Below are 23,982 nucleotides of genomic sequence, written 5' to 3' on the forward strand. Positions count from 1 at the left end.
ACTAACTTTAGCCCGAGTTCGATTCAATTTGTAAATCTACAAGTTGAAACCAACACATAACATGAAAAGATTGAGAACGGGTGGGTCCTGCCTATCCGTTTTTATTAAAATCGTGTTATAATAGAATAGAAATCAAAAATAAATAGGAGAAACAAACCTCATGGCACGCGAATTTTCACTTGAAAAAACTCGTAATATCGGTATCATGGCCCACGTCGATGCCGGTAAAACAACAACTACTGAGCGTATTCTTTACTACACTGGTAAAATCCACAAAATCGGTGAAACTCACGAAGGTGCGTCTCAAATGGACTGGATGGAGCAAGAGCAAGAACGTGGTATCACTATCACATCTGCTGCGACAACAGCTCAATGGAACAACCACCGCGTAAATATCATCGACACACCAGGACACGTGGACTTCACAATCGAAGTACAACGTTCTCTTCGTGTATTGGACGGTGCGGTTACAGTTCTTGACTCACAATCAGGTGTTGAGCCTCAAACTGAAACAGTTTGGCGTCAAGCAACTGAGTACGGAGTTCCACGTATCGTATTTGCCAACAAAATGGACAAAATCGGTGCTGACTTCCTTTACTCAGTAAGCACACTTCACGATCGTCTTCAAGCAAACGCACACCCAATCCAATTGCCAATCGGTGCTGAAGATGACTTCCGCGGTATCATCGACTTGATCAAGATGAAAGCTGAAATCTATACTAATGACCTTGGTACAGATATCCTTGAAGAAGATATTCCAGCTGAATACCTTGACCAAGCTCAAGAATACCGTGAAAAATTGGTTGAAGCAGTCGCTGAAACTGATGAAGACTTGATGATGAAATATCTCGAAGGTGAAGAAATCACTAACGAAGAATTGAAAGCAGGTATCCGTAAAGCGACTATCAACGTTGAATTCTTCCCAGTATTGTGTGGTTCAGCCTTCAAGAACAAAGGTGTTCAATTGATGCTTGATGCGGTTATCGACTACCTTCCAAGCCCACTTGACATCCCAGCTATCAAAGGTATTAACCCAGACACAGACGCTGAAGAAACTCGTCCAGCCTCTGACGAAGAGCCATTTGCAGCTCTTGCCTTCAAGATTATGACTGACCCATTCGTAGGTCGTTTGACATTCTTCCGTGTTTACTCAGGTGTTCTTCAATCAGGTTCATACGTATTGAACACTTCTAAAGGTAAACGTGAACGTATCGGACGTATCCTTCAAATGCACGCTAACAGCCGTCAAGAAATTGACACTGTTTACTCAGGTGATATCGCTGCTGCCGTTGGTTTGAAAGATACTACAACTGGTGACTCATTGACAGATGAAAAAGCTAAAATCATCCTTGAGTCAATCAACGTTCCAGAACCAGTTATCCAATTGATGGTTGAGCCAAAATCTAAAGCTGACCAAGACAAGATGGGTATCGCCCTTCAAAAATTGGCTGAAGAAGATCCAACATTCCGCGTTGAAACAAACGTTGAAACTGGTGAAACAGTTATCTCTGGTATGGGTGAGCTTCACCTTGACGTCCTTGTTGACCGTATGCGTCGTGAGTTCAAAGTTGAAGCGAACGTAGGTGCTCCTCAAGTATCTTACCGTGAAACATTCCGCGCTTCTACTCAAGCACGTGGATTCTTCAAACGTCAGTCTGGTGGTAAAGGTCAATTCGGTGATGTATGGATTGAATTTACTCCAAACGAAGAAGGTAAAGGATTCGAATTCGAAAACGCAATTGTCGGTGGTGTGGTTCCTCGTGAATTTATCCCAGCGGTTGAAAAAGGTTTGGTAGAATCTATGGCTAACGGTGTACTTGCAGGTTACCCAATGGTTGACGTTAAAGCTAAACTTTACGATGGTTCATACCACGATGTCGACTCATCTGAAACTGCCTTCAAGATTGCGGCTTCACTTGCTCTTAAAGAAGCTGCTAAATCAGCACAACCAGCTATCCTTGAGCCAATGATGCTTGTAACAATCACTGTTCCAGAAGAAAACCTTGGTGATGTTATGGGTCACGTAACTGCTCGTCGTGGACGTGTAGATGGTATGGAAGCACATGGTAACAGCCAAATCGTTCGTGCTTACGTTCCACTTGCTGAAATGTTCGGTTACGCAACAGTTCTTCGTTCTGCATCTCAAGGACGTGGTACATTCATGATGGTATTTGACCACTACGAAGATGTACCTAAGTCAGTACAAGAAGAAATCATTAAGAAAAACAAAGGTGAAGACTAATCAGTCCTCACTCTAAAGGAAGCCACTTAGTGGCTTCCTTTTTTGTATAGTTCCGATAAATTTTATAGATTCTGAAAACATGCACTCATAAAAATTTCATATAAAAATGAGTTAAAGTTATTTGCGGAAGCAATATATAATTATCAATAGAAATAAGTTGAAAAAAATATAAACTACCTTTTAAAAACTTATAAAAAAAGGAGAACATTCATAAATAAACGTTAAAATAGAAAATTCAGAAAATTTCTTCTTTTCTCTTGAAAAATTTTGAAAAAATGGTATGATAGTAACAAGTTATTTTTAAGAGAAGAGAAAGGGGAACAATGGAGAAAATCAGTTTAGAATCTCCTAAGACGGGGTCGGACCTGGTTTTGGAAACACTTCGTGATTTAGGAATTGATACCATCTTTGGTTATCCTGGTGGTGCGGTCTTGCCTTTTTATGATGCGATATATAATTTTAAAGGCATTCGCCACATTCTAGGACGCCATGAGCAAGGTTGTTTGCATGAAGCTGAAGGTTATGCCAAATCAACTGGAAAGTTGGGTGTTGCTGTTGTCACTAGCGGACCAGGAGCAACAAATGCCATTACAGGAATTGCGGATGCTATGAGCGATAGCGTTCCCCTTTTGGTCTTTACAGGTCAGGTGGCGCGAGCTGGAATTGGGAAGGATGCCTTTCAGGAAGCAGACATCGTGGGAATTACCATGCCAATCACTAAGTACAATTACCAAGTTCGTGAGACAGCTGATATTCCGCGTATCATTACGGAAGCCGTCCATATCGCAACTACAGGTCGACCAGGCCCAGTCGTTATTGACCTACCAAAAGATGTATCTGCTTTGGAAACAGACTTCATTTATTCACCAGAAGTGAACCTACCAAGCTATCAACCGACTCTTGAGCCAAATGATATGCAAATTAAGAAAATCTTGAAGCAATTATCCAAGGCTAAAAAGCCAGTCTTGCTAGCTGGTGGTGGAATTAGTTATGCTGAAGCAGCTGCAGAATTAAATGAATTTGCAGAACGCTATCAAATTCCAGTGGTAACCAGTCTTTTGGGACAAGGAACGATTGCAACGAGTCATCCACTCTTCCTTGGAATGGGAGGCATGCACGGGTCATTCGCAGCTAATATTGCCATGACGGAAGCGGACTTTATGATTAGTATTGGTTGTCGTTTCGATGACCGCTTGACAGGAAATCCTAAGACTTTCGCTAAGAATGCTAAGGTTGCCCACATTGATATTGACCCAGCCGAGATTGGCAAGATTATCAGTGCAGATATTCCTGTAGTTGGAGATGCTAAAAAGGCCTTGCAAATGTTACTGGTCGAACCAACCGTTCATAACAATACTGAAAAATGGATTGAAAAAGTTACTAAAGACAAGAACCGCGTTCGTTCTTATGATAAGAAAGAGCGTGTGGTTCAGCCGCAAGCTGTTATTGAACGAATTGGTGAATTGACGAATGGTGATGCCATTGTGGTAACAGACGTTGGTCAACACCAAATGTGGACAGCCCAGTATTATCCCTACCAAAATGAACGTCAGTTAGTGACTTCAGGTGGTTTGGGAACGATGGGATTTGGAATTCCAGCAGCAATCGGGGCTAAAATTGCTAACCCAGATAAGGAAGTAGTCTTGTTTGTTGGGGATGGTGGTTTCCAAATGACTAACCAGGAATTGGCTATTTTGAACATTTACAAGGTGCCAATCAAGGTGGTTATGCTGAACAACCACTCACTTGGAATGGTTCGTCAGTGGCAGGAATCCTTCTATGAAGGTAGAACATCAGAGTCAGTCTTTGACACCCTTCCTGATTTCCAATTGATGGCACAAGCTTATGGTATTAAAAACTATAAATTTGACAATCCTGAGACCTTGGATCAAGACCTTGAAGTCATCACTGAGGACGTTCCTATGCTGATCGAGGTAGATATTTCTCGTAAGGAACAGGTGTTACCAATGGTACCAGCTGGTAAGAGCAATCATGAGATGTTGGGGGTGAAGTTCCATGCGTAGAATGTTAACAGCAAAACTACAAAATCGATCAGGAGTCCTCAATCGCTTTACCGGTGTCCTGTCTCGTCGTCAGGTTAATATCGAAAGTATCTCTGTTGGAGCAACAGAAGATCCGAATGTATCGCGCATCACCATTATTATTGATGTAGCTTCACAGGATGAAGTGGAGCAAATTATCAAGCAACTCAATCGTCAGATTGATGTGATTCGCATTCGAGATATTACAGACAAGCCTCATTTGGAGCGCGAGGTGATTTTGGTTAAGATGTCAGCGCCAGCCGAGAAGCGCGCTGAGATTCTAGCGATTATTCAACCTTTCCGTGCAACGGTGGTAGACGTAGCGCCAAGCTCGATTACCATTCAGATGACAGGAAATGCTGAAAAGAGTGAAGCTCTATTGCGAGTTATTCGACCATATGGTATTCGCAATATTGCTCGAACTGGTGCAACTGGATTTACCCGCGATTAATACTCTTCGAAAATTAAATTCAAATCATGTCAGCTTTGCCTTGCCGTAGGTATATGTTACTGACTCCGTCAGTCTTATTTACAACCTCAAAGCAGTGCTTTGAGCAGTCTGTGGCTAGCTTCCTAATTTGCTCTTTGATTTTCATTGAGTATAAAAATATTTTAAATTTGTTAAACCAGCCTAAAAGGCAATAAATAATAGAAAAGAGAGAAAAGAGAGAAAAAACTATGGCAGTTCAAATGGAATACGAAAAAGATGTTAAAGTAGCAGCACTTGACGGTAAAAAAATCGCCGTTATCGGTTATGGCTCACAAGGACATGCGCATGCTCAAAACTTGCGTGATTCAGGTCGCGATGTCATTATCGGTGTACGTCCAGGTAAATCTTTTGACAAAGCAAAAGAAGATGGATTTGACACTTACACAGTAGCAGAAGCAACTAAATTGGCTGATGTTATCATGATTTTGGCACCAGATGAAATCCAACAAGAATTGTACGAAGCAGAAATCGCTCCAAACTTGGAAGCTGGAAACGCAGTTGGATTTGCTCATGGTTTCAACATTCACTTTGAATTTATCAAAGTTCCTGCAGATGTAGATGTCTTCATGTGTGCTCCTAAAGGACCAGGACACTTGGTACGCCGTACTTACGAAGAAGGATTTGGTGTTCCAGCTCTTTACGCAGTATACCAAGATGCAACAGGAAATGCGAAAAACATTGCTATGGACTGGTGTAAAGGTGTTGGAGCAGCTCGTGTAGGTCTTCTTGAAACAACTTACAAAGAAGAAACTGAAGAAGATTTGTTTGGTGAACAAGCTGTACTTTGTGGTGGTTTGACTGCTCTTATCGAAGCAGGTTTCGAAGTCTTGACAGAAGCAGGCTACGCCCCAGAATTGGCTTACTTTGAAGTTCTTCACGAAATGAAATTGATCGTTGACTTGATTTACGAAGGTGGATTCAAGAAAATGCGTCAATCAATTTCAAACACTGCTGAATACGGTGACTATGTATCAGGTCCACGTGTAATCACTGAACAAGTTAAAGAAAATATGAAAGCTGTCTTGGCAGACATCCAAAATGGTAAATTTGCAAATGACTTTGTAAATGACTATAAAGCTGGACGTCCAAAATTGACTGCTTACCGTGAACAAGCAGCTAACCTTGAAATTGAAAAAGTTGGTGCAGAATTGCGTAAAGCAATGCCATTCGTTGGCAAAAACGACGATGATGCATTTAAAATCTATAACTAATTGATAGAAATTAAGGTGAAGGCGAGTTGGGGGACTAACTCGCTTTTATAATCAATTCATCTCTTGTTAAAAGGATGGATTGCGATAAGTATGAAATTGTCTAGGAGAAAATGATGTTAAGTTCAAAAGATATAATCAAGGCTCATAAGATCTTGAACGGTGTGGTTGTGAATACACCGCTTGATTATGACCATTATTTATCGGAGAAGTATGGTGCTAAGATTTATTTAAAAAAGGAAAATGCCCAACGTGTTCGCTCTTTTAAAATTCGTGGTGCCTATTATGCTATTTCTCAGCTCAGCAAGGAAGAGCGTGAACGTGGGGTAGTCTGCGCTTCTGCGGGAAATCATGCGCAGGGAGTAGCCTATACTTGTAATGAAATGAAAATTCCTGCTACTATTTTTATGCCCATTACTACTCCGCAACAAAAAATTGGGCAGGTTCGCTTTTTTGGTGGGGATTTCGTGACCATTAAACTAGTTGGAGATACCTTTGATGCCTCAGCTAAAGCAGCTCAAGAATTTACAGTCTCTGAAAATCGTACCTTTATTGATCCCTTTGATGATGCCCATGTTCAAGCTGGTCAAGGGACAGTTGCTTATGAGATTTTAGAAGAAGCTCGAAAAGAATCGATTGATTTTGATGCTGTCTTGGTTCCTGTTGGAGGTGGTGGTCTCATTGCTGGGGTTTCTACCTATATCAAGGAAACAAGTCCAGAAATTGAAGTCATCGGAGTAGAGGCTAATGGGGCACGTTCCATGAAGGCTGCCTTTGACGCTGGTGGGCCTGTCAAACTCAAAGAAATTGACAAATTTGCGGATGGAATTGCTGTGCAAAAGGTGGGACAGTTGACCTATGAAGCAACTCGTCAACATGTTCAAACTTTGGTAGGTGTCGATGAGGGATTGATTTCTGAAACTTTGATTGATCTCTACTCTAAGCAAGGGATTATCGCAGAACCTGCTGGAGCGGCTAGTATCGCTTCTTTAGAGGTTTTGGCTGAATATATCAAGGGGAAAACCATCTGTTGTATCATTTCTGGAGGAAATAATGATATCAACCGTATGCCAGAAATGGAAGAGCGTGCCTTGATTTATGATGGGATCAAGCATTACTTTGTGGTTAATTTTCCACAGCGTCCGGGGGCTTTGCGTGAATTTGTAAATGATATCCTGGGGCCAAATGATGATATCACACGTTTTGAGTATATCAAACGAGCTAGCAAGGGGACAGGCCCAGTATTGATTGGGATTGCCTTGGCAGATAAGCATGATTATGCAGGCTTGATTCGTCGAATGGAAGGTTTTGATCCATCTTATATTAACTTAAATGGTAATGAAACGCTCTATAATATGCTTGTCTGAGGACTAATAAAAAATATCATATTATTTGCACAACTGATGTATAGGTGCTATAATGAGGGTGAAGAAAGGGGGCGATTCCTATGGACTTAGGAAATCGATTACGCTATTTCTATCACAAGTCATTATAGTACCTATTATTTTTTGATTCAGTTTATAGTAAGGGAGTAAAATTACTTGTTATATGTAAGGAGTTTTTTGAAATCTACTATTTTATATATGCCTAATCTGAAATTTAGCTAAATATAATAGGAATTAGAAAAAATAATCAATACTAATGAGATGCCTTATTATACTGAGGTTACTGAGAAGAGTGATGAGATACTCGTAAGATGAAAACAGTAGAAAAAATGAAGCATAGAATACTACGATTTCCTAGATACTCGCCTTTTAATGGGTAGGAGAAATAAAAAGTAAACTTGATAAAGTAAATAACTGGTCCAGTTGACCAAATGATTGAATGCTGGTGTAGACAGGAAAAGTCTAAAAGGAGAAAAATACTCGTTAGAAATGGTTTAGAGCAGAAGATTATTTTGTCAATTTTTTTGTTTTGCAGTGGAATAAATAATATGAAATAAGACTAGAATATGTCTAGATTATCGAGAATCAGCATCTGTCAAATATCGATATTATTACATAAATAAGGTTTAATAATACAGTTGTTTTAAAGAGCTATAAAAATTGTTTTCGGCAATGAAAAACCTATATATTATCAGCTTTAATAAGATAGCAAGTAAAAATAAGGGCGTTTATTTTATTGAATATATGTTTTTTTATTGACAAAAAGCATAAAAACGTATACAATTAAATATCGTAAATAAGAAAATAGGAGAAGGACATGGCTAAGTCAAACTTTGAAAAAGTAGAATCAGTTGTTGGCTGGGTTCGTGATAAGAAGATCACAGGCTACCGTATCTCTAAAGAAACGAATGCGCGTGAAATGTCTATCATTGCTCTAGCGCAGGGGCGTGCAAAAGTTAAAAATATTTCGTTTGAAACGGCTCTAGGTTTAATTGATTTCTATGATAAAAATCATGAAAAATTTGAAGATTAATCTTTGGATAATGGTGGATTCTTAAATAGGGTCTGCCTTTTCATTTATAGGATAACAAAAAGACTGCACAAGGATGCAGCCTTTTCTTTTTATTTGAGATAGCGTTGAAGGAACTCTTTTGTACGATCTTCTTTAGGATTGGTGAAGAGGTCTTCTGGTTTGCCTTCTTCAGCAATCACACCCTTATCCATAAAGATAACACGGTGAGAGACGTCACGGGCGAATTCCATTTCGTGGGTTACGACAATCATAGTCAAGCCTTCCTGAGCCAGATCTTGCATGATTTTGAGGACTTCTCCAACCATTTCTGGATCGAGAGCTGATGTTGGTTCATCAAAGAGAATGGCGTCAGGATTCATGGAGAGGGCACGAGCGATAGCCACACGTTGTTTTTGACCACCTGAGAGTTGTTTCGGTTTTGCTTGCCAGTAGCGTTCTCCCATGCCGACCTTTTCAAGGTTTTCTTTGGCAATCTTTTCAGCTTCTGTACGTTCGCGTTTAAGGACAGTCGTCTGAGCGACAATTGTGTTTTCAAGTACGTTAAGATTTTCAAAGAGATTAAAGGATTGGAACACCATCCCCAACTTTTCTCGGTATTGCGTGAGGTCGTAGCCTTTTTCGAGGACGTTTTGTCCATGATAAAGGATTTGTCCATCAGTTGGAGTTTCAAGTAGGTTAATGGAGCGTAGGAAAGTTGATTTTCCGCTTCCAGAGCTTCCGATGATAGAGATAACTTCACCCTTGTGGACAGTTAGAGAAATGTCTTTTAGCACTTCGTTTTGTCCATAGGATTTTTTGAGGTGTTTAATTTCAAGGATTGCTTGTGTCATTATTTCAAATCCTCCGTTTGCATTTGGTTAGCACCTGTAGTATAGGTATCCATGTCCATGCGGCGTTCGATGAAGCGTAGGATACGTGTTACGGTGAAGGTGAGGACAAAGTAAATCACGGCGATGATTGTAAATGTCTGGAAGTATTGATAGGTTTGTGTTGCCACGGTATTTCCTGAGAAATAAAGTTCGACAACAGAGATAACGTTCAATACAGATGTATCTTTGATATTGATGACAAATTCATTACCAGTTGCTGGTAGGATGTTGCGAACTACCTGAGGGAGGACAATCTTACGCATGGTTTGGTTATGGGTCATACCAAGAGCAGTAGCGGCTTCAAATTGTCCCTTGTCAACTGCTAGGATACCACCACGGACGATTTCAGTCATGTAGGCACCAGTGTTGATCGAAACGATGAAGATAGCAGCCAGTGTGCGGTCAAGGTTGATACCGAAAGCTTGGGCAGTTCCATAGTAGATAACCATCGATTGAACGATCATTGGGGTACCACGGAAAATTTCAATGTAGACATTGAGAATCCAGCCGACTAGTTTTTGTAAGCCATAAATGGCTTTATTCTCAGATAGAGGAGCCGTACGGAAGACACCAATGGCAAGTCCAATAATGAGACCTGTGATGGTTCCCACGATAGAGATTAAAAGGGTGATACCAGCACCACGCAAGAGTTGTTGCCAGTTTTCAGAAAGAATTTTAGCGACTTGGCTAAAGAAACTACTGCTAGTCTCTTCAGTTGTTGTAGCTTCGGCAGGTTGCTCTTTGATCATACGATCCATCAAGGCAACTTGGTCATCTTTCGAAATGGTTTCAATGCTAGCATTGATTTGGCTAATACGGTTGTCATCTTTACGAAGTCCAATGGCAATAGCTGTATCTTCTTCCCCCGTTTTGAAACCTGGTTCTACTTGGACCATCTTGAACTTAGAGTTAGCAGCTTCAGCAGTCAGAGCTTCTGGGCGTTCAGAAACATAGGCATCGATGACACCAGCCTCAAGAGCTTGGCGCATTTGAGCGAAGTCTCCCATGGCTGTTTCTTTTTTAGCACCCGGGATTTGTGCAATCAAGTCGTAGAGGTAGACACCTTGTTGAGAAGTGATTTTCGCACCGTTAAAGTCATCCAAAGATTTAGCACTTGCGTAGGCAGAATCTTTTTTGACAAGCAAAACTGGTTCGCTAGTGTAGTAACTGCTTGAAAAGGCAATTTCTTGTTTGCGTTCTGCAGTTGGACTCATACCTGCGATAATCATATCAATTTTACCAGAAGTAAGGGCAGGGACTAGACCTTCCCACTTGGTCTTAACAACCAAAGGTTCTTTACCTAAGTCTTTAGCGATTTTCTTGGCAATTTGGACATCGTATCCATTGGCATACTGGTTGGTTCCATCGATTTTGACAGCTCCATTGCTATCATCATCTTGGGTCCAGTTAAAGGGAGCATATGCTGCTTCCATCCCGATGCGTAAATATTCATCGGCTTGAGCAACATTGACAAGTCCCAGCATCAGCAAGAGACTTGTGAAAATAGATAAGTATATTTTTTTCATGATTTCTCCTATTTCTAATCTATTAAAAAATAACTGTCTCCTATTTTATCGAAAAAAACTCTATTTTTCAATACAGGTAAGCCCTTACTTGAGAAAAAATGATATAATGATAGCAAAGATAAAAAGGGGGCTTGTTTGATGAAAAAAACTTTTTTCTTACTGGTGTTAGGCTTGTTTTGCCTTTTGCCACTCTCTGTTTTTGCCATTGATTTTAAGATAAACTCTTATCAAGGTGATTTGTATATTCATGCAGACAACACGGCAGAATTTAGACAGAAGATAGTTTATCAGTTTGAGGAGGACTTTAAAGGCCAAATCGTGGGACTTGGACGTGCTGGCAAGATGCCTAGTGGATTTGACATTGATCCTCATCCAAAGGTTCAGGCCGCGAAAAATGGTGCTGAATTGACAGACGTTACTAGCGAAGTGATAGAAGGAGCAGATGGTTATACTGTTAAAGTTTATAATCCAGGTCAGGAAGGTGACACAGTTGAAGTTGACCTTGTCTGGAACTTAAAGAACTTGCTTTTTCTTTATGATGATATCGCTGAATTAAATTGGCAACCTCTGACAGATAGTTCAGGGGCTATTGGAAAGTTTGAATTTCGTGTAAGGGGAGACAAGGGGGTTGAAAAACTCTACTTCCATACAGGGAAACTCTTTAAAGAAGGAACGATTGAAAAGAGTAACTTTGATTATACTATTCGTTTAGACAATCTTCCTCCTAAGCGTGGAGTTGAATTGCATGCCTACTGGCCTCGAACTGATTTTGCTAGCGCTAGGGATCAGGGCTTGAAAGGGAATCGTTTAGAGGAGTTTAATAAGATAGAAGACTCGATTGTTAGAGAAAAAGATCAGAGTAAACAACTCGTCACTTGGGTCTTTCCTTCGATACTTTCCATCTCTTTGTTATTGAGTGCTTTCTTCTATTTTATCTATAGAAGAAAGACCACTCCTTCAGTCAAATATGCCAAAAATCATCGTCTCTATGAGCCACCAATGGAATTAGAGCCTATGGTTTTATCAGAGGCTGTCTACTCGACCTCCTTGGAGGAAGTGAGTCCCTTAGTCAAGGGGGCTGGCAAATTCACCTTTGATCAACTCATTCAAGCTACTTTGTTAGATGTGATAGACCGTGGGAATGTCTCTATCATTTCAGAAGGAGATGCAGTTGGCTTGAGGCTGGTAAGAGAAGATGGTTTGTCAAGCTTTGAGATAGACTGTCTAAATCTGGCTTTTTCAGGCAAAAAAGAAGAAACTCTTTCCAATTTGTTTGCAGATTATAAGGTATCTGATAGTCTTTATCGTAGAGCAAAAGTCTCTGATGAAAAACGGATTCAAGCAAAGGGGTGTCAGCTCAAATCGTCTTTTGAAGAAGTATTGAAAGAGATGCAAGAAGGAGTGAGAAATCGAGTTTCCTTCTGGGACCTCCCAGATTATTATCGTTCCTTGACTGGTGGAGAAAAGGCCTTGCAGGTGGGTATGGGTATTTCCACTATCTTGCCCTTATTTATCGGATTTGGTTTGTTCTTGTACAGTTTAGACGTTCATGGCTATCTTTACCTCCCCTTGCCAATACTTGGTTTTCTAGGTTTAGTTTTGGCTGTCTTCTATTATTGGAAGCTTCGACTAGATAATCGTGATGGTGTCCTAAATGAAGCAGGAGCAGAAGTCTACTATCTCTGGACCAGTTTTGAAAATATGTTACGTGAGATTGCACGATTGGATCAGGCTGAATTGGAAAGTATTGTGGTCTGGAATCGCCTCTTGGTCTATGCGACCTTATTTGGCTATGCGGACAAGGTCAGTCATTTGATGAAGGTTCATCATATTCAAGTGGAAAATCCAGATATCAATCTCTATGTAGCTTATGGCTGGCACAGTATGTTTTATCATTCAAGCGCGCAAATGAGCCATTATGCCAATGTCGCAAATACAGCAAGTACCTATTCCGTATCTTCTGGAAGTGGAAGTTCTGGCGGTGGCTTCTCCGGAGGCGGAGGCGGAGGCAGTATAGGCGCCTTTTAAAGAGAACTGTCATAGACTGAAAAAGTATGCTATAATGGAAGATAGAAAAAAGGAGTAATCTATGTATCTTATTGAAATTTTAAAATCTATCTTCTTCGGGATTGTTGAAGGAATTACGGAATGGTTGCCCATTTCCAGTACAGGTCACTTGATTTTAGCAGAGGAATTTATCCAATACCAAAATCAGAATGAAGCCTTTATGTCCATGTTTAATGTCGTGATTCAGCTTGGAGCGATTTTAGCGGTTATGGTGATTTACTTTAACAAGCTCAATCCTTTCAAACCGACTAAGGATAAGCAGGAAGTTCGTAAGACTTGGAGACTGTGGTTGAAGGTCTTGGTTGCAACTTTGCCTTTACTTGCCGTCTTTAAATTTGATGATTGGTTTGATACCCACTTCCATAACATGGTTTCAGTTGCTCTCATGTTGATTATCTATGGGATTGCCTTTATCTATTTGGAAAAGCGCAATAAAGCGCGTGCTATCGAGCCAAGTGTGACAGAGTTGGACAAGCTTCCTTATACGACAGCTTTCTATATCGGACTCTTCCAAGTTCTTGCCCTTTTGCCAGGAACTAGCCGTTCTGGGGCAACGATTGTCGGTGGTTTGTTAAATGGAACCAGTCGTTCTGTTGTAACGGAATTTACCTTCTATCTTGGGATTCCTGTTATGTTTGGAGCTAGTGCCTTAAAGATTTTCAAATTTGTGAAAGCAGGACAACTCTTGAGCTTTGGGCAATTGTTCTTGCTCTTGGTTGCGATGGGAATCGCCTTTGCAGTCAGCATGGTCGCTATTCGTTTCTTGACAAGCTATGTGAAAAAACACGACTTTACCCTTTTCGGTAAATACCGTATCGTGCTTGGTGGTGTCTTGCTACTTTACAGCTTTGTTCGTTTATTTGTATAAGAAAAACCTTGAAGGGTCAGCTCTTCAAGGTTTTATATTCCATAAAAATCAAAAAGCAAACTAGGAAGCTAGCCGCAGGCTACTCAAAGCACTGCTTTGAGGTTGTAAATAAGACTGACAGAGTCAGTAACATATACCTACGGTAAGGCGACGCTGACGTGGTTTGAAGATATTTTCGAAGAGTATTACAATCCAGTCATGGTAATCCCCAACAGGCGGATACCTCTTTCTTTCTCGCTTAATTCTTCATAGAGTTGCAGGGCTATTTGACTTATCTGACTAGCATCCTGTGTTTTTTGAGCCAGACTTTTTCGTTTAGTCAGAGTTGAAAAGTCCTCATAGCGAATTTTCAGAATAACAATTTTTCCAGATTTTTCTTGTTGATTGAGATTGAGAGCGACTCTTTCTGATAGGAGAGTTAGCTCTTTTTTGATATCTTCCTCGGCACGGAGAATCTTTCCATAGGTTTTCTCTTTCCCGATTGATTTACGGATGCGGTTGGATTTGACGGGGGAATTGTGGATACCACGAGCCTTTCGATAAAGGTCATAGCCCAGTCTGCCAAAGCGGTCTATTAGGGTCACTTCAGGGACTTCAAGTAGGTCAGCGCCAGTAAAAACACCCATTTGATGAAGTCTTTCCACTGTCTTTTTTCCTACTCCATGAAACTTGGAAATATCCATTTGTTTTAGAAAGTCCTCAGCCTGGTCAGGAAGAATCACTGTCAGACCATGTGGTTTTTGATAATCACTAGCCATTTTAGCTAAGAATTTGTTGTAAGAAACGCCAGCAGAAGCAGTTAGATGGAGTTCCTGCCAGATATCCTCTTGAATGAGACGAGCAATTTTGACTGCCGACTTGATGCCGAGTTTATTTTCTGTTACATCCAAATAGGCTTCGTCAATACTCATAGGCTCAATCAAATCTGTATAGCGCTTAAAAATAGCTCGAATCTGGAATCCCACAGTCTTGTATTTCTCATAATTTCCTGAGATAAAGATGGCCTGGGGACAACGCTCATAAGCTTCCTTGGAACTCATGGCAGAATGGACACCAAAAGCTCGTGCCTCATAGCTACAGGTCGAAACGACTCCTCGTCCACCTGTTTGCCGAGGGTCGCTTCCTATAATGACAGGCTTTCCTCTGAGTTTAGGATTATCTCTGATTTCCACCGCAGCAAAAAAGGCATCCATATCAATATGGATGATTTTTCTTGACAAATCATTTAATAATGGAAAAATCAACATGCTTATCGCCTTTTTACTGCTTATTTTCTTTTATTATACCCTTTTTTCTGAAAAAAAGAAAAAAGGACTTTATTTTTTCAAAAATATAATACAGTTCGGGGAAAATATAGACTGTTTTAGAAAAGAAAGTGTAAAAATAGGGATTTTCCACTTGTTGAAAACGATTACTGTATGGTATACTTGTCTCATGAATGTAACAGATGACTGTTACTAGAAAGAAAAAAGAGGACATTAACATGGTTGTTAAGACAGTTGTTGAAGCACAAGATATTTTTGACAAAGCTTGGGAAGGCTTCAAAGGCGTAGATTGGAAAGAAAAAGCAAGTGTATCACGCTTCGTACAAGCTAACTACACACCTTACGATGGAGACGAAAGCTTCCTTGCTGGACCAACAGAACGTTCACTTCACATCAAAAAAATTGTAGAAGAAACTAAAGCACACTACGAAGAAACTCGTTTCCCAATGGACACTCGTCCAACATCTATTGCTGATATCCCAGCAGGATTTATCGATAAAGAAAACGAAGTTATCTTCGGTATCCAAAACGATGAACTCTTCAAATTGAACTTCATGCCAAAAGGTGGTATCCGTATGGCTGAAACTACTTTGAAAGAAAATGGATACGAACCAGATCCAGCTGTTCACGAAATCTTTACTAAATACGTAACAACAGTTAACGACGGTATCTTCCGTGCTTACACTTCAAACATTCGTCGCGCACGTCACGCACACACTGTAACTGGTCTTCCAGATGCATACTCACGCGGACGTATCATCGGTGTTTACGCACGTCTTGCTCTTTACGGTGCAGACTACTTGATGCAAGAAAAAGTAAACGACTGGAACGCAATCGAAGAAATCGATGAAGAAACAATCCGTCTTCGTGAAGAAATCAACCTTCAATACCAAGCATTGCAACAAGTTGTTCGCTTGGGTGACCTTTACGGAGTTGATGTTCGCAAACCAGCTATGAACGTTAAAGAAGCTATCCAATGGGTTAACATCGCCTTCATGGCTGTCTGCCGTGTTATCAACGGTGCTGCTACATCCCTAGGACGTGTACCAATCGTATTGGACATCTTTGCAGAACGTGACCTTGCTCGTGGTACATTTACTGAATCAGAAATCCAAGAATTCGTTGATGATTTCGTTATGAAACTTCGTACAGTTAAATTTGCTCGTACAAAAGCTTACGACCAATTGTACTCAGGTGACCCAACTTTCATCACAACTTCTATGGCAGGTATGGGTAACGACGGTCGTCACCGTGTTACTAAGATGGACTACCGTTTCTTGAACACTCTTGACAACATCGGTAACTCACCAGAACCAAACTTGACAGTTCTTTGGACTGACAAATTGCCATACAACTTCCGTCGCTACTGTATGCACATGAGCCACAAACACTCTTCTATCCAATACGAAGGTGTAACAACAATGGCTAAAGACGGATATGGTGAAATGAGCTGTATCTCATGCTGTGTGTCTCCACTAGACCCAGAAAATGAAGAGCAACGCCACAACATCCAGTACTTCGGTGCGCGTGTAAACGTATTGAAAGCCCTTCTTACTGGTTTGAACGGTGGTTACGACGATGTTCACAAAGACTACAAAGTATTTGACATCGAACCAATCCGTGACGAAGTTCTTGAATTTGAATCAGTTAAAGCTAACTTTGAAAAATCTCTTGACTGGTTGACTGACACTTACGTAGATGCTTTGAACATTATCCACTACATGACTGATAAGTACAACTACGAAGCTGTTCAAATGGCCTTCTTGCCAACTAAACAACGTGCTAACATGGGATTCGGTATCTGTGGATTTGCCAACACTGTTGATACATTGTCAGCTATCAAATACGCTACGGTTAAACCAATCCGTGACGAAAATGGCTACATCTACGATTACGAAACAATCGGTGAATACCCACGTTGGGGTGAAGACGACCCACGTTCAAACGAATTGGCAGAATGGTTGATTGAAGCTTACACAACTCGTCTACGTAGCCACAAACTTTACAAAGACGCTGAAGCTACAGTATCACTTTTGACAATCACATCTAACGTTGCTTACTCTAAACAAACTGGTAACTCACCAGTCCACAAAGGTGTATATCTCAACGAAGATGGTTCTGTGAACTTGTCTAAACTTGAATTCTTCTCACCAGGTGCTAACCCATCTAACAAAGCTAAAGGTGGATGGTTGCAAAACTTGAACTCACTTTCTAGCCTTGACTTTAGTTATGCAGCTGATGGTATCTCATTGACTACACAAGTATCACCTCGTGCTCTTGGTAAGACTCGTGACGAACAAGTTGATAACTTGGTAACAATCCTTGATGGTTACTTCGAAAACGGTGGACAACACGTTAACTTGAACGTTATGGACTTGAACGATGTTTACGAAAAGATTATGTCAGGTGAAGACGTTATCGTACGTATCTCTGGATACTGTGTAAACACTAAATACCTCACTCCAGAACAAAAAACTGAATTGACACAACGTGTATTCCACGAAGTTCTTTCAATGGATGATGCCTTGGATGCATTGAGTTAAGATTATATAAAATAATACAAAGAAGAACTAGTTAAAAGCTAGTTCTTCTTTTTGTAAAATTTATTGGTCAATTAAAGTCAAAATACTTGACCTTTTCTGACTAATGTAGTATATTATAAACGTAAGGTAAATGAAAGCCTTACTAGAACACTTATTTAAAGTAAAATAGAAAGAGGTGGGGTCTATGTTTAATCTAGAAATCTTTAGAAGTAAAGATAGTCTACTCCTGCTTGAAAAAGAAAAACAAGAAATAGTACGTAGAGTAGCGATTTAGCTAGTCTAAATTTTTTAAAACAAAGGTCAAAGATAGTCAATATCAGTAATAATAAATAACAAAAAGAGGTAAAGAATATGAATAACAATTTTAATAATTTTAACAACATGGATGATTTATTTAACCAATTGATGGGTGGTATGCGAGGATATAGTTCTGAAAATCGTCGCTATTTGATTAATGGACGTGAAGTGACACCTGAGGAATTTGCTCACTATCGTGCGACTGGTCAATTACCAGGAAATGCCGAATCTGATGGCCAAATGCCACAACAGGCTTCAAGTATGAAACAAGACGGTGTCCTTGCTAAACTAGGTCGAAACTTGACAGCAGAAGCGCGTGAGGGCAAGCTCGATCCTGTTATCGGACGAAACAAGGAAATTCAAGAAACATCTGAAATCCTCTCACGCCGCACCAAGAACAATCCTGTTTTGGTCGGAGATGCAGGTGTTGGTAAGACAGCAGTTGTCGAAGGCCTAGCACAAGCTATTGTAAATGGTGATGTTCCAGCTGCTATTAAGAACAAGGAAATTATTTCCATCGATATCTCAGGTCTTGAGGCTGGTACTCAATACCGTGGTAGCTTTGAAGAAAACGTTCAAAACTTAGTCAATGAAGTAAAAGAAGCGGGAAATATCATTCTTTTCTTTGATGAAATTCACCAAATTCTCGGTGCTGGTAGCACTGGTGGAGACAGTGGTTCTAAGGGGCTCGCGGATATTCTCAAGCCAGCTCTCTCTCGTGGAGAATTGACAGTGATTGGGGCAACAACTCAAGACGAATATCGTAACACCATCTTGAAGAATGCAGCTCTTGCTCGTCGTTTCAACGAAGTCAAGGTCAATGCTCCTTCAGCAGAGGATACATATAAAATCCTTCAAGGAATTCGTGATCTCTATCAACAACACCACAATGTCATCTTGCCAGATGAAGTCTTAAAAGCAGCAGTGGATTATTCTGTTCAGTATATTCCTCAACGTAGTTTGCCAGATAAGGCTATCGACCTTGTCGATGTTACGGCGGCTCACTTGGCAGCTCAGCATCCAGTAACAGATGTTCATGCTGTTGAACGTGAAATTGAGGCAGAAAAAGACAAGCAAGAAAAAGCAGTTGAGGCAGAAGATTTTGAAGCAGCTCTAAACTATAAAACACGCATTGCAGAATTGGAAAAGAAAATCGAAAACCATACAGAAGATATGAAAGTGACTGCAAGTGTCAACGATGTGGCTGAATCTGTAGAACGTATGACGGGTATTCCAGTATCTCAAATGGGGGCTACGGACATCGAACGTTTGAAAGATATGGGTCATCGTTTGCAGACGAAAGTTATTGGTCAAGATAAGGCCGTTGAAGCAGTAGCAAAAGCTATCCGTCGTAACCGTGCTGGTTTTGATGAAGGTAACCGTCCAATCGGTAGCTTCCTCTTTGTAGGTCCTACTGGTGTTGGTAAGACTGAGTTGGCTAAACAATTGGCTCTTGATATGTTCGGAACGAAAGATGCTATCATCCGTTTGGATATGTCTGAGTACAGTGATCGCACAGCTGTTTCTAAGCTAATTGGTACAACAGCAGGATATGTTGGTTACGATGACAACAACAATACCTTGACAGAACGCGTCCGTCGCAATCCATACTCAATCGTACTTTTGGATGAGATTGAAAAGGCTGACCCTCAAGTCATCACCCTTCTCCTCCAAGTTTTGGACGATGGTCGTTTGACAGATGGTCAAGGTAACACTGTCAACTTCAAGAATACGGTGATTATCGCAACTTCAAACGCAGGCTTTGGTTACGAAGCTAACTTGACAGAAGATGCTGATAAACCAGAATTGATGGATCGTTTGAAACCTTACTTCCGTCCAGAATTCCTTAACCGTTTCAATGCTGTCATCGAATTCTCACACTTGAGCAAAGAAGATCTTTCTAAGATTGTAGACCTTATGTTGGTTGAAGTTAACAAGACGCTTTCTAAGAAAGACATTGACTTGGCAGTGAGCGAAGCTGCTAAAGAATACATGACTGAGGAAGGCTACGATGAAGTCATGGGTGTTCGTCCACTCCGTCGTGTGGTTGAACAACAAATCCGTGACAAAGTCACAGACTTCCACTTGGATAACCTTGATGCTAAACACCTAGAAGCTGACATGGAAGATGGTGTTTTGGTCATTCGTGAAAAAGTCTAAATCAAGATTTTGAAAATAAAAAAAGGAACCAGTTCAAAAGCTGGTTTCTTTTTTATTATTAGATGACATGACGTTCAAAGGCATCGTCTGAGATTCCTTGTTGGAGAATCAATTTTGCCCATTCTTTAGCTGAAAATAGGCTGTGATCCTTGTAGTTACCGCAAGATTCGATGGTTGTTCCAGGGACGTCTTCCCAAGTAGTAGTCTCAGCGATTTCTTTGAGCGAATCCTTGATAACAGATGCGATTTCAGCGCTAGTATGACGTCCCCACATAATCATGTGAAAGCCTGTACGGCAACCAAATGGTGAACAGTCAATCATGCCGTCAATTCGGGTACGGATGAGTTTGGCCAAGAGGTGCTCAATAGTGTGCAAGCCAGCGGTAGGGATAGAGTCTTCGTTTGGTTGCACCAAGCGAATATCAAAGTTGGAGATAACGTCTCCCTTTGGCCCTGTTTCTTCCCCAATCAAGCGAACATAGGGTGCTTTAACAATGGTGTGGTCAAGTTCAAAACTTTCAACAATAACTTCTTTTGACATGGTAAATCCTTTCAGTTTTCTTCTTTCATTATAACATAAAGACGGCTCCTGAGACAGAGAGAAAACCTCTCCGAGGGTGGAGAGGTTTGAATCGTTATTTACGATACAAGCGGTCGTATTGGTAGTAAGGGTCAAAGGTTACATTGATACCCAGTTTACGAAGGACATTCTTATCTTCATCGGTTAAGATGATGGTTGAGTGGGCTTCGCTTCCTTTGAGGTTGCCAAGTTCTTCCATGGCATGCGCAGCGTCAGGATTTTCCGTAGCTGTGATAGCAAGTGCAATCAAGATTTCATTTGAATGCAGGCGTGGATTGCGACTACCTAGATGATCGATTTTAAGACCTTGGATCGGTTTGACGACTTCAGGTTCGATTAGTTTTACTTCTTTAGCGATGTCAGCTGATTTTTTGATGGCGTTAATCAAGGCAGCGGCTGTAGGGCCAAAGAGCTCTGAGTTCTTACCAGTAACAATTTCCCCAGTTGGCAATTCAAGGGCTAGGGCTGGTCCGCCAGTTTCTTCTGCTTTTTGACGCGCAACGACAGCAACCTCACGGTCTGCTGGTGTGATACCGAGGTCATTCATAAGCAACTCGATTTTCTTGACAGCAGCTTCGCCAACTTTTTCGGCTTTAAAATCAAGAACAGTTTGATAGTAACGGCGGATGATTTCTTGTTTAGAAGCTTCGACAGCAGCATCATCATCTGTAATAGCGAAACCAACCATGTTGACCCCCATGTCTGTCGGTGAAGCGTATGGAGACTCTCCTAGGATACGTTCCAACATGCGCTTGAGCACTGGAAAAATTTCGATATCACGGTTGTAGTTGACAGTGGTTTCTCCATAGGTTTGGAGATGGAAGGGGTCGATCATGTTGACATCATCAAGGTCTGCTGTGGCAGCCTCGTAGGCCAAGTTGACCGGGTGATGAAGGGGAAGATTCCAAACTGGGAAGGTTTCAAATTTAGCGTAGCCAGACTTGATACCATTGATTTGGTCGTGGTACATATTGGACATACAGGTTGCCAATTTTCCAGAACCAGGTCCAGGAGCGGTTACGACAATCAAGTTACGACTGGTTTTGATGTAGTCGTTTTTCCCCATACCTTCTGGAGAAATGATGTGATCCATATCTGTCGGATATCCTTTGATTGGATAATGAAGATAAGAATCAATTCCGTTTTTCTCAAGTTGGTTGCGGAAGGCATCTGCAGCTGGTTGACCAGCGTACTGTGTGATAACAACGGAGCCAACAAAAATTCCCAATTCATTGAATTTATCAATCAAACGAAGAACTTCTTGGTCATAAGAAATGCCCAAGTCACCACGTGCTTTGGAATGTTCGATATTGCTAGCATTAATAGCAATCACAACCTCAACCTGCTCTTTCAATTCTTGTAAGAGCTTGATTTTGTTGTCAGGCTCATAACCAGGAAGGACACGAGCAGCGTGGAAATCTTCTAACATTTTGCCACCAAACTCTAAGTAGAGCTTGCCGTCAAATTGGTTAATGCGCTCCAAAATGTGGTCGCGCTGTAGATTCAAATATTGTTCAGAACTAAAAGCTTGTTTTTTCATTTTTTTACCTCTGACCTCTATTATAATAAAAAATTGGAAGTTAGGAAACTATGGAGTTAAAAAAGGAATTAAAAAGATTAGGCAAACGCTTGCACAAAACTCTAAAAAGCGCTATCATAGACTACAGATTATTAAAATAATGAGGTAAGAAGATGCAAGAAAAATGGTGGCACAATGCCGTAGTCTATCAAGTTTATCCTAAGAGCTTTATGGATAGCAACGGAGATGGAATTGGCGATTTGACAGGAATTACCAGTAAGTTAGACTATCTAGCCAAGTTAGGAATTACAGCGATTTGGCTTTCTCCCGTTTATGACAGTCCGATGGATGATAATGGCTATGATATTGCTGATTATCAAGCGATTGCAGCTATTTTCGGGACTATGGAAGATATGGACCAACTGATAGCAGAAGCTAAGAAACGTGATATTCGTATCATCATGGACTTAGTGGTCAATCATACTTCAGATGAGCATGCTTGGTTTGTCGAGGCCTGTGAAAATCCTGACAGCCCTGAACGTGACTACTATATTTGGCGGGACGAACCCAACAATCTAGATTCTATCTTTAGTGGATCTGCTTGGGAATACGATGAAAAGTCAGGTCAATATTATCTCCACTTTTTCAGTAAGAAACAGCCTGATCTCAACTGGGAAAATGAAAAACTTCGCCAGAAAATTTATGAAATGATGAACTTCTGGATTGATAAAGGCATTGGTGGTTTCCGCATGGATGTCATTGACATGATTGGAAAGATTCCTGACGAGAAAGTAGTCAATAATGGTCCTATGCTCCACCCTTATCTCAAGGAGATGAATCAGGCGACCTTTGGAGATAAGAATCTCTTGACAGTAGGAGAGACTTGGGGAGCAACTCCAGAGATCGCTAAGCTCTACTCTGATCCAAAGGGGCAAGAATTGTCTATGGTCTTCCAGTTTGAACATATCGGTCTTCAGTATCAGGAAGGTCAGCCTAAATGGCACTATCAAAAAGAGCTGAATATCGCTAAGTTAAAAGAAATTTTTAACAAATGGCAGACAGAATTAGGAGTTGAGGACGGTTGGAATTCGCTCTTCTGGAACAATCATGACCTTCCTCGTATCGTCTCAATCTGGGGAAATGACCAGGAATACCGCGAAAAATCTGCCAAAGCCTTTGCAATCTTGCTTCATCTCATGAGAGGAACACCTTATATCTACCAAGGTGAGGAGATTGGGATGACCAACTATCCCTTTGAAACGCTGGACCAAGTAGAAGATATTGAATCCCTCAATTATGCGCGTGAAGCTCTTGAAAAAGGCGTTCCGATGGAAGAGATCATGGATAGTATCCGTGTTATTGGACGTGACAATGCCCGTACTCCGATGCAATGGGATGAGAGCAAAAACGCTGGTTTCTCGACAGGTCAACCTTGGTTGGCAGTCAATCCAAACTATCAAGCAATCAACGTTCAAGAAGCGCTGGCAAATCCAGATTCTATTTTCTATACTTATCAGAAACTGGTTCAAATCCGCAAAGAGAATAGCTGGCTGATTCGAGCTGACTTTGAATTGCTTGATACGGCTGACAAGGTCTTCGCCTATATCCGTAAAGATGGGTACCGTCGTTTCCTAGTTGTGGCTAACTTGTCCAATGAAGAGCAAGACTTGACCGTAGAAGGAAATGTCAAATCGGTCTTAATTGAAAACACCGTGGCTCAAGAAGTTTTTGAAAAACAAATCTTGGCTCCATGGGATGCTTTCTGTGTGGAATTGACTGATTAAAAAGTGAGAATCTTAAGCTTATAGAGTTTGAATTTTTTGCTAAAAGTTTTTCAGAGAACTCTTTTAAAAATATTTGTTAGAATTTTCTAAAAAATCTCTCAAAA

16 protein-coding genes are annotated in these 23,982 nt (G+C 40.8%); 11 read left to right on the forward strand and 5 right to left on the reverse strand.

The genetic code is table 11. The features are described from left to right. The first annotated feature begins 160 nt into the window (after window positions 1-160). From fusA to D8845_RS02995, 6 genes are all read left to right on the forward strand, one after another. A complete protein-coding gene (gene fusA / locus D8845_RS02965) occupies window positions 161-2,242 on the forward strand; it encodes an elongation factor G (RefSeq protein WP_125452412.1) in 2,082 nt (693 codons plus the stop codon). 323 nt (window positions 2,243-2,565) lie between these two features. Beyond that, window positions 2,566-4,266 (forward strand): acetolactate synthase large subunit, encoded by a 1,701-nt coding sequence (locus tag D8845_RS02970; protein WP_125452413.1) that lies wholly within the window; start codon window positions 2,566-2,568, stop codon window positions 4,264-4,266. Next, window positions 4,259-4,735: an acetolactate synthase small subunit gene (gene ilvN / locus D8845_RS02975; RefSeq protein ID WP_050259678.1), complete on the forward strand. Its 477-nt coding sequence runs from the start codon at window positions 4,259-4,261 to the stop codon at window positions 4,733-4,735. The genes D8845_RS02970 and ilvN overlap by 8 nt, the downstream gene beginning before the upstream one ends. 227 nt (window positions 4,736-4,962) lie before the next feature. Beyond that, the gene (gene ilvC / locus D8845_RS02985; protein ID WP_000290683.1) at window positions 4,963-5,985 is read left to right on the forward strand and encodes a ketol-acid reductoisomerase; all 1,023 of its coding nucleotides are present in this window, start codon (window positions 4,963-4,965) and stop codon (window positions 5,983-5,985) included. 113 nt (window positions 5,986-6,098) lie between these two features. Next, window positions 6,099-7,349, forward strand: coding sequence for a threonine ammonia-lyase IlvA (gene ilvA / locus D8845_RS02990; RefSeq protein WP_125452414.1), 1,251 nt, complete (start codon window positions 6,099-6,101; stop codon window positions 7,347-7,349). Window positions 7,350-8,184: 835 nt separating this feature from the next. Next, the gene (locus D8845_RS02995) at window positions 8,185-8,400 is read left to right on the forward strand and encodes a hypothetical protein (RefSeq protein WP_001130035.1); all 216 of its coding nucleotides are present in this window, start codon (window positions 8,185-8,187) and stop codon (window positions 8,398-8,400) included. Between the two features lie 89 nt (window positions 8,401-8,489). Here D8845_RS02995 and D8845_RS03000 read toward each other — a convergent pair whose 3' ends face one another. Next, complete coding sequence (locus D8845_RS03000) at window positions 8,490-9,230, reverse strand: amino acid ABC transporter ATP-binding protein (RefSeq protein ID WP_000189477.1); 741 nt, start codon at window positions 9,228-9,230, stop codon at window positions 8,490-8,492. Then, window positions 9,230-10,795: an ABC transporter substrate-binding protein/permease gene (locus tag D8845_RS03005; RefSeq protein ID WP_125452415.1), complete on the reverse strand. Its 1,566-nt coding sequence runs from the start codon at window positions 10,793-10,795 to the stop codon at window positions 9,230-9,232. Before D8845_RS03005 ends, D8845_RS03000 begins: the two co-directional genes overlap by 1 nt. A gap of 138 nt (window positions 10,796-10,933) precedes the next feature. On the opposite strand from D8845_RS03005, the gene D8845_RS03010 reads away from it, so the two are divergent. After that, window positions 10,934-12,823, forward strand: coding sequence for a DUF2207 domain-containing protein (locus D8845_RS03010; protein WP_125452416.1), 1,890 nt, complete (start codon window positions 10,934-10,936; stop codon window positions 12,821-12,823). A 61-nt stretch (window positions 12,824-12,884) separates the two neighbouring features. Then, window positions 12,885-13,730: an undecaprenyl-diphosphate phosphatase gene (locus D8845_RS03015; protein ID WP_125452417.1), complete on the forward strand. Its 846-nt coding sequence runs from the start codon at window positions 12,885-12,887 to the stop codon at window positions 13,728-13,730. Between the two features lie 185 nt (window positions 13,731-13,915). Here D8845_RS03015 and dinB read toward each other — a convergent pair whose 3' ends face one another. After that, window positions 13,916-14,977, reverse strand: a complete 1,062-nt coding sequence (gene dinB, locus D8845_RS03020) for a DNA polymerase IV (protein ID WP_125452418.1) — start codon at window positions 14,975-14,977, stop codon at window positions 13,916-13,918. Window positions 14,978-15,213: 236 nt separating this feature from the next. Here dinB and pflB point away from each other — a divergent pair, with 236 nt between their 5' ends. Then, window positions 15,214-17,538, forward strand: a complete 2,325-nt coding sequence (gene pflB / locus D8845_RS03025; RefSeq protein ID WP_000260628.1) for a formate C-acetyltransferase — start codon at window positions 15,214-15,216, stop codon at window positions 17,536-17,538. Window positions 17,539-17,889: 351 nt separating this feature from the next. After that, a complete protein-coding gene (locus D8845_RS03030; RefSeq protein ID WP_125452419.1) occupies window positions 17,890-19,995 on the forward strand; it encodes an ATP-dependent Clp protease ATP-binding subunit in 2,106 nt (701 codons plus the stop codon). 58 nt (window positions 19,996-20,053) lie between these two features. On the opposite strand, the gene D8845_RS03035 is transcribed toward D8845_RS03030, so the two are convergent. Continuing rightward, window positions 20,054-20,536, reverse strand: coding sequence for an S-ribosylhomocysteine lyase (locus tag D8845_RS03035; protein WP_125452420.1), 483 nt, complete (start codon window positions 20,534-20,536; stop codon window positions 20,054-20,056). Between the two features lie 94 nt (window positions 20,537-20,630). Next, window positions 20,631-22,115 carry a DUF1846 domain-containing protein gene (locus D8845_RS03040; protein WP_125452421.1) on the reverse strand — a complete coding sequence of 495 codons (1,485 nt, stop codon included), beginning with the start codon at window positions 22,113-22,115 and terminating at the stop codon, window positions 20,631-20,633. Window positions 22,116-22,267: 152 nt separating this feature from the next. Here D8845_RS03040 and D8845_RS03045 point away from each other — a divergent pair, with 152 nt between their 5' ends. Next, window positions 22,268-23,878: a glycoside hydrolase family 13 protein gene (locus D8845_RS03045; RefSeq protein ID WP_125452422.1), complete on the forward strand. Its 1,611-nt coding sequence runs from the start codon at window positions 22,268-22,270 to the stop codon at window positions 23,876-23,878. The last annotated feature ends 104 nt before the right edge of the window (window positions 23,879-23,982 follow it).

This window comes from Streptococcus mitis (genome assembly GCF_003942865.1).
Lineage (GTDB): Bacteria > Bacillota > Bacilli > Lactobacillales > Streptococcaceae > Streptococcus > Streptococcus mitis_BI.

What these genes read in the sequence shown, in the direction of transcription:
- fusA (WP_125452412.1), top strand. Translation starts at nt 161, where the DNA reads ATGGCACGCGAATTTTCACTTGAAAAAACTCGTAATATCGGTATCATG.
- D8845_RS02970 (WP_125452413.1), top strand. Translation starts at nt 2,566, where the DNA reads ATGGAGAAAATCAGTTTAGAATCTCCTAAGACGGGGTCGGACCTGGTT.
- ilvN (WP_050259678.1), top strand. Translation starts at nt 4,259, where the DNA reads ATGCGTAGAATGTTAACAGCAAAACTACAAAATCGATCAGGAGTCCTC.
- ilvC (WP_000290683.1), top strand. Translation starts at nt 4,963, where the DNA reads ATGGCAGTTCAAATGGAATACGAAAAAGATGTTAAAGTAGCAGCACTT.
- ilvA (WP_125452414.1), top strand. Translation starts at nt 6,099, where the DNA reads ATGTTAAGTTCAAAAGATATAATCAAGGCTCATAAGATCTTGAACGGT.
- D8845_RS02995 (WP_001130035.1), top strand. Translation starts at nt 8,185, where the DNA reads ATGGCTAAGTCAAACTTTGAAAAAGTAGAATCAGTTGTTGGCTGGGTT.
- D8845_RS03000 (WP_000189477.1), bottom strand. Translation starts at nt 9,230, where the DNA reads ATGACACAAGCAATCCTTGAAATTAAACACCTCAAAAAATCCTATGGA.
- D8845_RS03005 (WP_125452415.1), bottom strand. Translation starts at nt 10,795, where the DNA reads ATGAAAAAAATATACTTATCTATTTTCACAAGTCTCTTGCTGATGCTG.
- D8845_RS03010 (WP_125452416.1), top strand. Translation starts at nt 10,934, where the DNA reads ATGAAAAAAACTTTTTTCTTACTGGTGTTAGGCTTGTTTTGCCTTTTG.
- D8845_RS03015 (WP_125452417.1), top strand. Translation starts at nt 12,885, where the DNA reads ATGTATCTTATTGAAATTTTAAAATCTATCTTCTTCGGGATTGTTGAA.
- dinB (WP_125452418.1), bottom strand. Translation starts at nt 14,977, where the DNA reads ATGTTGATTTTTCCATTATTAAATGATTTGTCAAGAAAAATCATCCAT.
- pflB (WP_000260628.1), top strand. Translation starts at nt 15,214, where the DNA reads ATGGTTGTTAAGACAGTTGTTGAAGCACAAGATATTTTTGACAAAGCT.
- D8845_RS03030 (WP_125452419.1), top strand. Translation starts at nt 17,890, where the DNA reads ATGAATAACAATTTTAATAATTTTAACAACATGGATGATTTATTTAAC.
- D8845_RS03035 (WP_125452420.1), bottom strand. Translation starts at nt 20,536, where the DNA reads ATGTCAAAAGAAGTTATTGTTGAAAGTTTTGAACTTGACCACACCATT.
- D8845_RS03040 (WP_125452421.1), bottom strand. Translation starts at nt 22,115, where the DNA reads ATGAAAAAACAAGCTTTTAGTTCTGAACAATATTTGAATCTACAGCGC.
- D8845_RS03045 (WP_125452422.1), top strand. Translation starts at nt 22,268, where the DNA reads ATGCAAGAAAAATGGTGGCACAATGCCGTAGTCTATCAAGTTTATCCT.